Raw genomic sequence first — 14764 nt, 5'->3', positions numbered from 1 at the left:
GGAAGAAGTCGCGGATGCGGTCGATGAGCATGGTGGGGCACAGCCACGAGCAGAACGCACGGCCGAAGATGAGCACGAGGGCCGCGATGAGCAGCAGCGACACTACGGCGCGGGGCAGCATGGTCTTCGTGGCAATCATGGTGCCCAGGGCACCCAGCGGGCACAAGAGCGAGAACGTATCCCAGCCAAAGCCCGAAAGGGTGCCGGTGCTCACGCCGGCAATGAGGCCCGCAGTCAAGCCGACGAACCCCACCGCGCCCACGGCGGTGCGCAGCTTGCGCGTCTTCAGCTTGGCGTCGTTGCCCTTCGCCGCGCTCTTCTTCGCCGTTGCCTCGGCCGTCGAGGCGGTCAGCGTCTCGTTGTTCTTCTGAGCAGTCATAACGCCTCCCTTAGGCCTCGATGGGGCGCACGACAATGGCGCGCTCGCTGGACTTGATAGAACCGGACGACAGCGACAGGCACACGGCCTGGCAGGCGCCGCAACCGTTGCAGCGATCCTCCACCACGTAGGGGATGGGGTTCGCGCCGCCCTCGTCCTTCAGCTCGATGGCGCCGTAGTTGCAGGCGTCATAGCAATCGCGGCAGCCGGTCAGGCGGTAGGCCAGGCAGGTGCGGGGGTCGATCTCGGCCAGGCCGATGATGACGTTGCCCGTCTCGCCGGTCTCGGCGTTGCCCACCTGGGCATCGGCCGGAAGCTCCAGGGCGGCCGTGGGGCACACCTGCACGCACAGGGGCACGCCGCCGTTCTCCTCGTAGCAGAAATCGCAGTAATTGCCCGTATTGAAGTCGAGCATGGGGGCGCGCATACCCAAAAGACCGTCCTCGATCTTCGCCGGCACAATGACCTGACGAGGGCACGCCTCGTAGCAGCGCTCGCAGCGAATGCAGGCGCTGACCAGATGGGCCTCGTCCTGGCCTCCCGGCGGGTGGTTCAGCGGGTTGTGGCCGGCATAGCGCAGACCGCCCAGGCCCAGCAGCGCCACCGTGGATCCGACGCCGATGAACAGGCCGCGGCGCGTGATGCCCCCCTTGGGCTCGCGCTTGGCCTCGGCGGCGTCCACGGTCTCCATCGTGGGCTCGGCCTTCTTCTCTTCCTTCATCAAAGCCTCCTCTTCAAAAAAGCAATTTCGGAATTTGAGCCTCTCGAACCCTTTTTCTATAAAAACGGCTCCAGAGAATCAAATGCAGAGTGCGCCCAAGGAAGTCAGCGAGCGGCTCTGAGGCGTTTCAGATTGCCCCGCCTTGGGGCCAAGTGACCTTCGGTCACGCCGTGCCCCAAACAAGGGGCAAGATGAAATGCGTCAGAGTCGCGCAGCGTCGGCTCGTCCGCTCGTCCCGTCAGGGCGAGCGGAACAAGGAAGACAGAGCGGGCTTGCGTTGCCTGCGGGGCTTCTTACAGATGACCCGCTCTGTTCTCAGTTCTTCTCAAAGAGGACGCCGACCGACCAGAGACGGCGTCCTCTTGCGTTACCTACGGGCTACAGGGCCCACTGGAACTGGATGAGGGCGTTCACGGCTACTTCGTAGAGCAGCACGCGCCACACCAGGGTGCCAATAATGGCGCACACCAGAGCCACAATGGCCAGCACCATGGTCTTGTCGGCGGCAATCTTGCCGGACATGGCCAGGAAGGACAGCACGGCGGGAACCACGCAGCCCACCACGATGGCGCCCAGCCAGAAGGCCACGGCGTGCTCGCCCACCATAATGGCGGCGGTCACCTGCTCGGCCTGGCGCATGGCCACGTCGGGCAGCGTCGGGTCGAAGTAGTACTCCATCTCGGTGAAGTGCTCGCCCATGCCGGAAATGGTCACGGCGTAGATGAGCGTCACGGCCAGGGTGGCCAGGCTGCCGATGAAGGCAACCGTGGCGGACAGCTTCACCGCGTCCTCGGCCTTCGTGGCAGCGGCGATGACCATGGCGGCCAGACCGCCCAGCATCACCGTGGCCACCACGTAGTACAGGGGCAGCAGCATGGTGTCCCACACGGGAATGGCGCTCATCAGGTACGAGTCACCGGTGAGGAACGGCAGCAGCAGCGACACGATCACAGCCAGCACGGCGCACCATTTGGGGGCCACGCCCTCCTCGGAGCGGCGCATCATCAGGAAGTACAGGATGACCGCGATGGCGAACACGATCACGGCAATCAGCTCGATGGTGATGCCGGACGTGATGTGGCCGAAGCCGTTCAGCATGCGCAGGGGGTGCTGGAGATGAAAGAACACCGCCAGGCCGCCCACGGCCAGGGCCACGATGGCGCTCGCGCACGAGGCCAGCTGCATCGACTTGCCCTTGCCGGCCAGCGTCAGAATGCCCTGCATCAGGAAGATGCCGCCAGCCAGGCAATTAAAGAAGGTGAAGAGAATCAAGGGCCATTGGATTTCCATCGGTAGTTACTCCCTCCACTTTCGGCCCTCGCGCAACAGGTACATCAGCTTGGGAGCGTTGCCCTTGTCGGTGAGGTGGTGAATATCGTTCTCGGTGAAGGCCTCCACGTAATCCTTCAGCTTCACGCGAGTCTTGGTCATGTCGTCGTAGCCGCAGCCGGGGCTGTCGGGATGGGCCGGGCCCTCGAAGTTCTCGACACCGTTGTCCAGGTCGCCGAAGAAGCGGGCGCGGGCGCCGCACTGGGCCACGCACTGGGGCAGCTCGCCCTGGCTGGTGCGCTGCTCGCACAGGGTGCACTTCTCCACGACGCGCTCGGTCTGATTCAGATAGCGAACGCCGTAGGGGCAGGCCATGGCGCAGAACTGGCAGCCGATGCACTTATCCTTGTCGATCTGGATGGTGCCGTCCTCGGCCACGTGCGAGGCCTCGGTGGGGCATACGCGCACACACTCGGGGTTCTCGCAGTGCTGGCACTGAACGGGGAGGAAGTACATCTCCACGTCCGGGTAGGTGCCGGAGCCGCCCTCGATGGGGTGGGGACCGACGCGCAGGGTCTTGATCCAGAAGTTGCCCACGTCGACGCCGTTGATGGCCTTGCAGGCCACGGTGCAGGCGAGGCAGCCCGTGCAGCGGTTCAGGTCCGTGATGATTGCAAGATTGGACATTGCTTACTCCTCCTTCCTTTATTCCTTGACCAGGCTGATGGTCTGCAGGCCCTTGGCATCGGCGCTGGCGTAGGTGAGCTCCACCTTGGAGTCCTCCAGGCGCGGATCGTTGGCCAGCCATTCCTTCAGACGCGGGTCGTTGGCGTTGGTGATGGCCTCGTTGCCCCACGGATCGCACGGCACGGGGTTGCCGAACGGCGAGTTCTCCTCAGTGGCCTTGTAGACCACCACGGGGTTGCCGCGCAGCTGAGAAGCACCGCAAATCCAGCACTGGGCGTACTTGTCCATGGTGCAGTTGATGCCGACCAGCTCGAAGCCATGGGCGGAGTGGTCCATCTCGGGGTACCACCAGGCATGGTTGGCGTTGGTGGTGCCTTCCTTGATGCCGTAGTACAAGTCCACGACCTCGCGGATAGCGCCCCAAGGCGTGCGCACCCATACCCAGTCGCCCTGCTCCAGACCCAGCTTGGCAGCGTCCTTCGGGTTCATCTCGAAGCGCGGGGACGGCCACAGCTCGCGGCACCAGGGCAGCTGACGGTGCTCGGAGTGGAAGTAGACAGGCTGGCGGGCGCCGGAAGTGCAGATGAAGGTGGCCTCCGGGTTGTCCTTCACGGCCTGCTTGTAGGCTTCCAGGTTGTCAGTGTCACCGTTGTCGGTGGCGGTGCCGTTGCCCACGCCGGCGATGCCGTGATAGGGCTTGTTCAGGTAGTTGTCGCTGTTGTAGCTGTAGCTGTCCACCTGGGCGGCGTCGTAGAGCTCGGGAGCCTGGACGCGCGAGTTCTTCGGCTCGAACCAGTGCGGGAACTTGTCGATGTCCGGAATGTCGCCGGCATAGGCGGCACGATCGGGCGAGCACACCTCGGCAAAGGTCTTCGTCTCATCGCCGATGTAGGACTCGCAGATGGTCGACCAGATCTCCACCTTGCCCGTGGGGGTACCGAAGGCGCACTTCTCGTCCACGGCGGCGTACAGGTTGTAGCCGGCCTGCTGACGACGGTAGCCCATCTCCCAACGGCGATAGGTGCCCCAGCGCTCGGGATGCCACTTGCGGCAGTCGAACCAGCCCTCTTCCTGGAACTTCGCAGCGAACTGCGGGAAGTCGGGACCGTCCGGGAACTCCTCGGTCTTCCACCAGTCGGTGGCGTCCTTCAGCACGCGGTACTCCTGCTCCTCGTAGCCCACGGAGCCGCCGTTCTGGACGAAGTCGTGGTAGTCGAGGTTCAGCCACTCGTCGTAGTCCTTGTCGCGGTCGTTGAACGGCACGCCCATGGACTTGTGCAGGCACACCACCCAGGTGGGGTCGTAGGTGCAGTCGCCGATCGGCTCGACGCAGCGCTGGCCGGCACCGAAGATGCCGCCGGCGCCCTGAGACACGCGGCCGGTGTTGACCTCCAGCCAGTGCAGGCAGGGGAACACGTAGTCGGCGCAGCCGTTGTTGGGGCAGGACCACAGGTTGATGTCAACCCAGAAGTCCAGCTGGGTCAGAGCGTCCCAGGCCTCCAGCAGGTTCGACTGGTTCATGAAGTCGCCGGACATGCACACGCCGCCGTGCAGCTTGTAGGGAGAGTCGATCTCGCGGATAGCGTCCCAGATGGAGGAAGCGTCGGTCCAGGAGTTCCAGAAACGCAGCAGCGGGAAGCGCTCGGCGGAAATCTGATCCTCGTTGGCCTCGAACGGGGTCTTCAAGCCGGGGAAGGAGCGGGAGTTCTTGTAGTCGCCGCCCTTGCGCATGGCGATGATGCGGGCTTCCTCATCGGTGGGGATGTGGTTGCCGTAGCGCTCCATGAGCGGAGAGTTCTCGTCCTGCAGATACTTCACGAAGTTCTGGATGAGCGGAATCTGCTGCTCCACGGTCAGGTCGCGCGGGGTGTTGCCCAGCTCCATGGTGCCGATGCCCTCGCGGATGCCCCAGTCGACGGGCTCGTGGTCGGTCACCAGCATGTTGGCGCGGCCGCAGCAGCCGTCAACCTGGGCCTTCGAGGAGCCGCGGTTGCCGGCGGGCTCGTCGGAGTTGCCGGTCAGGCAGGCAATCAGCTGCAGGGCGCGGGTGTTCTGCACCGCGTGGCCGGTCTGGTCGGGAGCCAGCTGGTAGTGGATGCCGCCGTTGCCGTGCAGCGGGTTCAGGCGCGTGGTGTAGATGCGGATGCCCTCTTCGATCTTCTCAGCGGGCACCTCGGTCACCTGGGACACGTAGTCGAGCGTGTACTCCTCCAGGTTGTGCTCCCACTCCTGCCACACGGACTTGGCCTCGATCATCTTGCCATCGGCCAGCTTCACCTGCACGCCGTCGGGCCAGAGCTCCGGATCCTTCGGCAGGCCCTTCGGGTTCGACTTCTTGCCCTTCTCGTTGCCCTTGCCGGTCCAGTAGGCGTCATAGGCCGGGTCGGCCGGGTCGGCGAACTTGGAGGGGTCGGGCAGCCACGCGTCGGCAATGATGGGCTTGTAGGGGTGCTCGATCCAGGTACCGGTGGTCGGGATCTTGTGCTTCTCGCCCTCCCACTGGCACTCCTCGGCATCCCAGTACGTCGGCTTCTCGTTGGCAGCGTCCCAGCAGATGAAGCGACGATAGCTGTACTCGGCCGGAGCCGGCTCCCAGTACTGGGACACCCACTCGCGGTCCAGGTCGGCCTCGGTGAGCAGACGGCTGTTCATGTGAATGCCGCCGTTCATCTCCAGGAAGTAGCCCTTGTAGGTCTTGCCGTCAGCCTCGGGGTTGTACAGGAAGGGGCCGTTGGACCAACGCTTCACGAAGTTCTTGTCGTAGGCGTCGTTGTCCACAATCCACTTCAGCCAGCCCAGCGACAGGCACAGGTCAGTGCCGACGCGGATGGGCAGCCACAGATCGGCCTCCTTGCCCAGGGGGCTCATGCGGGGGTCGACCAGAATGTGCTTGAACGCGCGCTGCGAGCAGTCAACCACGGTACGGTTGGTGGAGTCGTAGTTAGAGTACTCGGAAGCGGTACCCCACTGCACGTACACGATGGGGCCCTGCTCCACCTCCATCCACGGCGAGCCCTTCTCGTCGGTCAGAACACCGCCGAAGTGACGGGGGCCCTTGCAGATCTCGTAGGCCGAGTGGAAGTTGTGGGTGCCGAACACGGACTTCAGAGTGCCGTAGGGCGGCTGGGCCCACACGCGGGACGTACCACCCATGGAGAAGATGGCCTTGCCCTCGTACTTGTCGATGATCTCGTTGTACTTGGCGCCCACCTCGTCCATAGCGTCGGCGAAGCTGACGCGGACCCAACCGGGATCGTCCTCGCCCTTGGGATTGGTGCGCTTCATGGTGTAGCGCAGACGGTCCGGATGATACAGAGCCAGCATGGACGACTGCGACTTGGCGCAGCAGTGACCGCGGCTATGTGCGTTGGACTCGTCACCCTCAACCTTGATGACCTTGTTGTCCTGCACGGTGACCCACACACCGCATTCGCACTTACCGCATGCGCGGCAGCAGGAACGGATGCGCTTGACCTCACCAGCTGATTCGTCGACGCCCTCGGCCAAAGCCGCCGAAGGAGCAGCAGCAAAGCTCAGCGTGCTCGCGGCGCCCGTGACAGCAGCGGCCTTCAGGAAGCTGCGACGAGTCAGTGAAAGTTTAGCCATGGGTCCCTCCTCTCTCTCAATAGATTGCTTTTCAACAAAACACCGGAAGCATCCGATCGCTCGCTCCTCGACCGAGGGTTGGAGGGAATGGCCAGAGCCTTGCGGTCGGGCGCCTCCGATGTTTTGTTGCCTAACGGTGAGAAATGTTACGGTCCCGAAAGAAAGCGGAATCATAAGAGGAGGGGGATTCAGGGTCGGTGCAATCATCCGCAAGGTCATCTTGACGGGATGATTTCCCAGATAGAGCCGTTTCTATACTGGTAGGCGAAGAGGATAGGAGGCGCTGTGGCGGCCCGAGAGAAACCGCTGCAGCCCAAACGAAAGGAGACCCCGATGGCTAAGCCCCATCCCTCCCTGGCCCTGCTGCTCGACTTGGACGAACGTCAGGTGACCCACGATCTGCGCCTGGAAATCGACCGCTGCTATTCGTATCTGGGCACGCCGGTGGTGCGCACCCATGAGGGCAACGGCGATCCCGAAAACACCATGCGCATGACCGTGCGTGTCGGTGCCCGCGAATACTTGGACAGCACCGTGGAGGGCGCCGACGAGCTGTGGAACGACTACGTCGAGCACTGGCTGCTCAATCAAGTCCACGCCGTTGAGAACCAAATGAAGATCTTCAACCGCCGTCAGCGCGAAGAGGGCACCCCCGAGCTGATCTTCACCTGGCTGGAAGTAGAGTTGCAGGGCGGTCGCCTGCGCGTGCGCCTGCGCCTCGACTCCTCCTGCGGCATTGACCCGGCGGACAGCGTCTGGGTGAGCCGCGTGCGCGCCGCCCTGAACGAGGGGCGCCTGGGCGAGGACGTGGTTATGGTGACGCTGCCCTCCGCTGCCTCCTACGAAGACCAGTACACCGCGGGCATGGCCGCCCTGGCCGCGCGCAAGCTGGCCGAAGAGGAAGCCGCCCGCGCTGCTGAAGAGGCCCGCGCCGCCGAAGCCGCTGCCGCCGAAGAGGCCGCCGCTGCCTCGTTCATGGCCTCGCCGGCCCTGGTGGCCGAGGCCCAGCAAGCGGCTGCTGCCGAAGAGGAAGCCAGCGACCTGGTCATTCAGGCCCGCATTCGCCAGGACATGGAAGCGGTCGAGCGCGGTGAGTCGGAAAAGACTGCCGAGGAAATCATCGCCGAGCGCATTGCCGAAGAGGCGCACCTGGGCGAGGACATTCAGAAGAAGTACGCCCTGCCCGACCCCGATTTCTCGCTGACCTTCGACCAGTGGACCGTCACCTATGCCGACGGCTCTACCCGCGATTTCGATGCCCGCACCGGCCAGCTGGCCGAGAACTAGGAGGCGGTTATGACCGACGTAATGAACCAGATTGCCGCCTTTGACGGCCGTATGGCCAAGGTGACGGGTCCTGTGCGCTCGGGGAAGACCGAGGCGCTGGTACGCCGCGCCGCCGCTTGCGTAGCCGCCGGCACCGCCCCCGAGGACATCCTGCTGGCCGTCTCCACCGCCGAGGCTGCCCGGCGGGCCCGCTTGCGCGCCGTGCGCGCCCTAGAGGCGGCCGGCGTGGCCGAACCCCAGGCCACGGCAGCGCGCCTGACCATCGCCACGGCCCAGAACGCCTGCCTGGCCGTCCTGGCCACGCCCGAGGCGCAGGCCGCCACGGGTCGCACGGCCCGTGTGCTGGCGCCCTTCGAGTACAACTTCTTCCTGGAGGACATGAAGACTTTGGGTCAGCCAGTGCGCCGCCTGCGCTCGGTGCTCAACCGCTTCCAGCAGCAGTGGAGTGCCCTGGCCCCCGAGGCCGACTGGGTGGTGCCCGGCGATGAGGAGCAAGCGCTCAACCTGGCCCATCAGCTGTTGGACGCCTCGGGCGCTGTCTTGGAGGCCGAAGCGGCCTTCGTATGCGGGCAGTACCTGCAAAGCGAGGCCGGCGCTCAGGCCCGCCAACGCTTTGCCGTGGTGCTGGCCGATGACTTCCAGAATTTGTCCGTCGCCCAGCAAACGTGCCTCTGCCTGCTTGCTCGCGACCAGGTCATCGTTGCCGGCAACCCCAACGAGACCCTGTCCGTGGCCACGCGCTTCCCCGCCCCCGAGGGATTCATCACCTTCGACACGCTGCGCCGCGACGTGACGGTGTTCACCCTGGAAGAGGCTTTCGGCAACCCGAATATTACCGCCTTCTGCGATGCGCTGTGCGCGGCCGAGGGCATGGACGATGCCGTGACCGCCGATGAGCGCACGGGCGCCATCCGCGACATTGCCACGGTGAAGTGGAACACCCCCGATGAGGAATTCAACGGCCTTACCCGCTATCTGTTCGCCCAGGCCCAGGACGACGCCGACGCCGTGCGCGACACCACCTGCCTGGTGGCGCCCAACAAGCAGTGGGCCCAGGCCTTTGCCCAGATGCTGGAGCGCCGCGGCTTTTCCGTATCATGCCTGGGCTTCGAGCGTCTGGGGGGCGACCCGCGCTCTTTCGACCGCGCCCGCGCCATGATGGCCTACACCGCGCTGAACCTGGTAGCTTGCCCTGAAGACGTAGCCGCCTGGCGCGCCTGGGTAGGCTTCGGCAACTACCTGACCATGTCCGACGGTTGGCGCGCCCTGCTGGACTGGTGCGAGGAGCGCAACGCCACGCCCCTGGAGGCCCTGGCCGAGGCCAGCCGCGCCCTGGCTGCGGGCGAGGGCGAGCCCTTTGCCCGCGGTGCCAAGTTGGCCGAGCGCTATAACGAGGGCCGGCGGCTTATCGAGCAGAACGCCGGCCGCAAGGGCCACAGCCTGCTGAAGGCCGTGGGCGCCGAGGGCCTGCGCGAGTACGCCGCCCTGGCCCAGCAGCTGGTGGGCGATGAGGACGCGGCGGCCCTGTTCGCCCTGGTGCGCGCCGGTCAATTCGACCCCACCCATAACGACAGCGCCCGCGCCGTGCACATCAGCTCCTACGAGCAGATGTGCGGCTGCTCCTACGAGGCCGTGTACGCCGCGGGCTGCGTGGACGGTCTGATGCCGGCCCGCGACGCCTTCGAGGTAGTGTCCACCGACGAGGATCGCGCCCGCGTGATGGGTGCCGGCCGCCGCGCCTTTATGAGCGCCGCCGGCAAAGCCGCCTCAACGCTTATGTTCTCCACCTTCAGCAAGGCGGACTTGGAGCTGGCCGAGCGCACCAAGATGCAGGTGCAGCGTGTGCGCATGGAAGATGGCCGCCGCATGGCCACCCTGCGCCCCACCTGCTTCATCGAGGAAGCCGGCGCCTGTGCCCCCATCACCCTGGGCGGCCAAGCTGTCCTCGCCGATCTGGGCATCGACTAGCACGCCCTTTCATACGTTAGCCGCCAGCGCCGGGCGCCCAAATGGGGCGCCCGGCGCTTTTTCGTCTGTCCCTTCCCTCGCGCAAGCATGGTTTCGAAGTCGCCCCGACGCAATCGCGCATCTCTCTTGAGCCCATGAACACATCCGCATGGTGTTTTTGGCTTCAAAGTGGCGAGTTTGGAACAGCAGCACCCCAAACACGGTTGCCGGGGAGCGCTTTTGGCTTCGGAATGGCGGTTTTGGAACTGTTTTCGCGAAAGGGCGTTCCAAATCCGCTGTTTCGAAGCCAAAAACACCATGCCGGAAGCCAATTCGGGGCTTTCCCGTCCAAAATCGTTGCTTTCCAGCCATTTCCCGGCAAAAGAGCCCCAAATACAGAGTGACCCTGCTCCGGGAGGGGAAAAGGAGCAGGGTCTAAGGGAAGGAGGGGAAGAAAAGAGTTGGTGAAATAAGGGCGTCTGCGGGGCATGCCGCTTCGAGCCCAAGCGCAGGCCCAACGCGGGCGAAAGCCCGTACGCAGACGTGGGCTCAACTTACCCGCAAGCCCGTACGCAGACGGAACACCACGCGCGAGGGACGCACCGAGGACGCGCCGCTTTAGGCGGCCGCGGGCTCCTCGACAACGGAGTCGAGCAGCTCGCGCAGCACAGCCTCGTCTTCCTGGATGGTGCCCAGCGTCAGCTGGCCGAGGCCCTGATAGAACAGGGTGCGCGCATGGAGGCGCATGTCGGTCACCAGCATGGGAACCCAGTTGATCAAGTGGTTCTCCAAGAAGTCATACGAGGTGCGCACGTAGGCAATGGCCTCGTCCTCGGCGTTGTCGGCCAAAGCCTCGGCGCAGCGCAAGGCCATGCGCTGCATGAACTCCAGCTCAAGAGCAATATGATCCTCGGCTTCGTTCCAGTCGCCGCGCTTCAGCTCGTTCTCGCGCAGGGTGGCCAGCACCTCGGCGCGCGCCTCCTGCATCAGCAAACGACGCTCGGAGGTGTACACGCTCTCGTAGGGGTAGGCGGCCGAATAGCCGTTCACGCCATGGCCGATGAACGTGCTCACGTAGTCGATAGCCAACTCGGTCACGGAATCGTCCCAGGCGCGCTTCAGGTAATCGAACAGCTGATGATAGCCCTCGTCCACCGTTGCATTGCCCGTGGCCTGGGGAAAGCGCATGCCCTGCAGCTCGCGCAGCGTGGCCATGTCCACTTCCTCACGGAACAGGCGGGCCAGCATGCCGTAGCCCTGGGCACGCTTGTTCATCAACTCGACGAGGTCTACCTCTTCAACAGCCTCGGGGGGCGCCGTCATCGTCTCAGTCATGGTCTATGCCTCCTTCTGCGCCTGCAGCTCGGCGAGCATCTTGGCGCCCAGATCAGTCAGGTTCCACGCGGTGCCTCCCCAAGCGGCGCAATCGGTGTCCTCCAGCACGTCGATGAAGTGCTGACCGAAGCGGCGCGGCGACTGGCAGATGGGAAACTCCTTCACCATCTCCTCGACGTCCTTCACCGAGCGGCCGCCGTCGGCCAGGGCGCTCATGATGGCCTCGTACACCTCGGCGTAGCGGAATTCCTCAGCCTCCAGCACCACACGGCGGAACTGCGTCCCCGCCAGGTATTCCTCGCGCAGAGCCAGGGCCTCTTCCGTGGCGTGCCAGATGGGGTCCACCGTCTCCTTGATCTCCAGGTAGGTGATGCCCTCTTCGGCCACTTCCTGCTCTTCGGTGGTGGCGGGCATTTCCAGGGTCAGGGCGCCAGCGCGCTCCAACATGCGGCAGAACGTCATGGGGGCGTACACCGAGCGGTTGTCGCGCTGCCACTCGTCCACCTTCTCGGAGATGACGCTCGAGGCGCAACCGCCCTCGCAGAGCCCCACGATGTTCAGGAGCACGGGGCGACGGTTCGGGTTGCGCGTGATGAGCGCGCGCAGCGCCTCGGTGGCGCTGCCCTGGCGCTCCGGCGAGTACACCGGCTCGTGATGCACGGTCTCGGGCATATTGCGCAGGGTGGGGAAATCGATGGTGTCGTAGGGGTTGTCGTCGTCCATCCACTCCTGATCGATGTCCAAGTCGTCAACGGCCAGGGGATCGAATTCGTCATCGAAGGCGAGCACCTCGAGGGTGCTTTCCTTCGGAGAACCCGTTGCAGGAAGTGCCATAAGGTTCCTCTCTTTCCAGTAGCGCGCTGCGCCCGGGCCTCTCCTAGGGCCTGCTTCTTGGTGAAGATCCGTCTCCTCGGCTCTTCGCCTCCGACGCGGGTCGGCAGGCGTCAGCGCTTCCTATCCTCTTCGCCATCCATTTTAGAAACGGCCGTGGGGGCGCGGTCATACCTTGAGGTCTGTCTTGGGTTTTCAAACATCATCCTGGGATGATGATTTCTCCCTTTTCCCAGGATGATTACGGGCTGGAACAGGGGTTTTGACCTTGACGTTTCGCGCACGCGCGCCATAATGGCCTTGCGTTGCAAATCTGCGGGGCGACCACGAAAAGGGAGCACTTATGACCAACGCAGCATTCGGCAAGAAGGTTCTTGCCATCGCGGTTCTGGCCTGCCTTTGTGCGGCCCTGATCGCTGTCCCGGCCTACGGTTTCTACTATGTGCACGACGACAGCGTGTCGGATTCGTCTGACGGTTTGGGTACCTACGAGATCTTCACGGTGGTCGACGAGACCGCCGTCGGAGGCGACGTTCACTCCGACCTGATGTTCGTTCCGGCGGGCAGCACGGCCGATGTTGTCCTCACCGAGGGCATCATCTCCAGCGAGGATCAGAATGGTCTGGACGCCATTCACAACTACGATGTCCAGAACATTGCTGATTACCTGGCCGCCAACGGCTACAACGCTGAAATCAGCGTGTACGCCACGGGCGAGGCCCAGACCTACAAGGACGCGGAAGGCGCCTACGCCGCCACGTCCCAGAACGTGGGCGACGCCTACACCGCTTCTTCGAAGGGTGACGGCAGCACCACACTCGATCGCTACGACAACGTGGTGATCAAGGTGACCAAGTAAGGTTGCCGCCGCAAGAGCCCGCCGTCGACCAGCGGCGGGCTCTTTTGCATCAGGGGAGCGCATACCTTGACCCGAGTTTAAGAGGGCTTCTATAATTCTTAACTCGCTGTCAAGAGCGACGAAGAGGGAGACGCAAGGGGGGATTCATGGGGCTGCACGTTCCGCGCATCACCATTAACCTCGACTTTAAAGAGAGCAGCTCGTTCGGCGAGCTGAGCCTTATATCGCTGGGCTACGGTCTTCACCAGACCTGGATCTACAGCTCCATGTTCGACAAGGGCGGTATCTTCGGGTCGAATGTTTTACAGGCCGGCCCCTTCAACGACCACCTTTCCCTGGCCTACTTCGTTTCCATCCTGGTCTATGGCGTACTACTGCTGGTGGCCAGCGCCCTGGACACCAAACTCATTCGCTTCTTCCATTCGGCGGCGGCCCTGGGCGGCGCGGCAGCCCTGGGCGCCTTGGGCACCCTCATGCTGCTGCTGCCCGAAGACTCGTTCTTCACACTAGGCATGATTCAGGCCCTCTCGGGCATACTCACCGGCGCGGGGTCATCGGTGCTGCTTATTGCCTGGGGCATCATGTTCGCCCGCCAGGACTCGGCGTCCATCGTCATCAACGGCGCCCTGTCCATTGCCATTGGCTTCGGCGTGTACGGCCTGTTCCTGCACCAAATTCCCTACCCGCTGGGCGGCGTGGCCAGCGCCCTTCTGCCCGTCTGCGAGCTGGCGCTCTTACTGGTGCTGCGCACCCATGTGAGCCTGGACTTCGACAACCGTCGACTGGCCTTTCAGCCACTGCCCATCAACCATGCCCGGTTCGTGCTGCGCTTCGGGCTGCCGGTGTTCTTCCTCGGCGTGGCCCTGGGCATCCTGCGCCAAACCTCCATTGAGACCATCTTGCCCGGCACGGGCTTTGAGGACCAGGCCATCCTGTTCCTGACCGCTTGCTGCGCCATGGTACTCATCATGGTCACCTTCCTGGCCCTGGGCGGCGATGAGCGCTGGCACACCTTCTTCCGCCCGCTCATTCCCTTTATTGCCGTCACGGCCGTGTTCATCCCCTTCGCCGCCGGCGACGACGGCATCTGGGGCACCTCCATTGTGCTGGTGGGCTACATGACTTTCGAAGCGCTCATGTGGATCTTCTTCGCCGAACTGGCCCAGCGCTTCCGCCTCTCCCCCATTTTCGTCTGCGGTTTGGGTCGCGGCGTGATGGCCCTGGCGGCCTTGGGCGGCTCCACCTTGCCGCTGTTCAGCGAAGCCCTCCCTCTGTCCAACGCCTTCGGCGAGGCCGGCGTGGTGTTCGTCGTCATCATCGCTATGATGCTGGCCTACACCCTGCTGCCCGACGAGCGCGAGATGGCTTCCATCGTCACCGTCGACCCGCACAAGGCAGCCGCCGTGCACAACATTTCGCGCACCCCGCTTATTGTGGTGAACGAGGGCGAGACGCTTGTTGTAGGACAAAGCCTCGTTGCTGCGAAGGATGCAGCAGAAGGCGCGCCCGGGGAATCGGAGAGCACTTCCAGGGATGAGCAATCCGCCGCTTCGCCGTCGGAGAACAGCCCCGTCGAGGAAGAGACCAGCTTCTTCGAGGAGGCCTCCCCGGCACCGGCCACCAGCCGACCCCGCATGGACTTCTCGCGCTCCATCTTCGCCGAAGAGCCCAGCGAGGAGACGCCGCTGCCGGAGGAGAGTCAGATCGAGCGCGATCACTTCCGCGAGCGCTGCGAGGCCGTGGCCAACACCTATCTGCTGTCCCGCCGCGAAAACGAGGTGATGTACTACCTGGCCCGCGGCTACAAGTCCTCGTTCATCCAGCAGCAGCTCTACATTTCCGA

11 protein-coding genes are annotated in these 14764 nt (G+C 64.1%); 4 read left to right on the top strand and 7 right to left on the bottom strand.

Annotated features, from left to right (window positions below; translation table 11 throughout):
• The 5 genes from QZ307_RS08600 to QZ307_RS08580 form a co-directional block, all read right to left on the bottom strand.
• Positions 1-379 (bottom strand): 4Fe-4S binding protein (locus tag QZ307_RS08600; RefSeq protein WP_295998662.1); only part of this gene is annotated, 379 nt, incomplete at its 3' end.
• A gap of 10 nt (positions 380-389) precedes the next feature.
• Positions 390-1100 carry a 4Fe-4S dicluster domain-containing protein gene (locus tag QZ307_RS08595; protein ID WP_295998659.1) on the bottom strand — a complete coding sequence of 237 codons (711 nt, stop codon included), beginning with the start codon at positions 1098-1100 and terminating at the stop codon, positions 390-392.
• Between the two features lie 378 nt (positions 1101-1478).
• The gene (locus QZ307_RS08590) at positions 1479-2390 is read right to left on the bottom strand and encodes a DmsC/YnfH family molybdoenzyme membrane anchor subunit (RefSeq protein WP_295998657.1); all 912 of its coding nucleotides are present in this window, start codon (positions 2388-2390) and stop codon (positions 1479-1481) included.
• A gap of 6 nt (positions 2391-2396) precedes the next feature.
• On the bottom strand, positions 2397-3056 hold the full coding sequence (locus QZ307_RS08585) for a 4Fe-4S dicluster domain-containing protein (protein WP_275206209.1): 660 nt from the start codon (positions 3054-3056) through the stop codon (positions 2397-2399).
• 18 nt (positions 3057-3074) lie between these two features.
• Positions 3075-6662, bottom strand: a complete 3588-nt coding sequence (locus tag QZ307_RS08580) for a molybdopterin dinucleotide binding domain-containing protein (protein WP_295998652.1) — start codon at positions 6660-6662, stop codon at positions 3075-3077.
• A gap of 333 nt (positions 6663-6995) precedes the next feature.
• Here QZ307_RS08580 and QZ307_RS08575 point away from each other — a divergent pair, with 333 nt between their 5' ends.
• The gene (locus QZ307_RS08575; protein ID WP_295998649.1) at positions 6996-7949 is read left to right on the top strand and encodes a hypothetical protein; all 954 of its coding nucleotides are present in this window, start codon (positions 6996-6998) and stop codon (positions 7947-7949) included.
• 9 nt (positions 7950-7958) lie between these two features.
• Positions 7959-9917, top strand: a complete 1959-nt coding sequence (locus QZ307_RS08570; RefSeq protein ID WP_295998647.1) for a UvrD-helicase domain-containing protein — start codon at positions 7959-7961, stop codon at positions 9915-9917.
• Between the two features lie 597 nt (positions 9918-10514).
• Here the strand turns inward: QZ307_RS08570 and QZ307_RS08565 are convergent.
• Entirely contained in the window at positions 10515-11231 is a 717-nt protein-coding gene (locus QZ307_RS08565; RefSeq protein ID WP_295998644.1) for a molecular chaperone, read from the bottom strand.
• 3 nt (positions 11232-11234) lie between these two features.
• A complete protein-coding gene (locus QZ307_RS08560) occupies positions 11235-12065 on the bottom strand; it encodes a hypothetical protein (protein WP_295998641.1) in 831 nt (276 codons plus the stop codon).
• A 340-nt stretch (positions 12066-12405) separates the two neighbouring features.
• Here QZ307_RS08560 and QZ307_RS08555 point away from each other — a divergent pair, with 340 nt between their 5' ends.
• Positions 12406-12921 (top strand): hypothetical protein, encoded by a 516-nt coding sequence (locus QZ307_RS08555; protein WP_295998639.1) that lies wholly within the window; start codon positions 12406-12408, stop codon positions 12919-12921.
• A 146-nt stretch (positions 12922-13067) separates the two neighbouring features.
• Positions 13068-14764 (top strand): helix-turn-helix transcriptional regulator (locus QZ307_RS08550; RefSeq protein ID WP_295998635.1); only part of this gene is annotated, 1697 nt, incomplete at its 3' end.

Origin of the sequence: uncultured Adlercreutzia sp., from assembly GCA_910585575.1 — a bacterium.
Taxonomy (GTDB): domain Bacteria; phylum Actinomycetota; class Coriobacteriia; order Coriobacteriales; family Eggerthellaceae; genus Adlercreutzia.
Note: the sequence above shows the minus strand (reverse complement) of the source record. Positions and strands in the feature narration are given on the sequence as shown.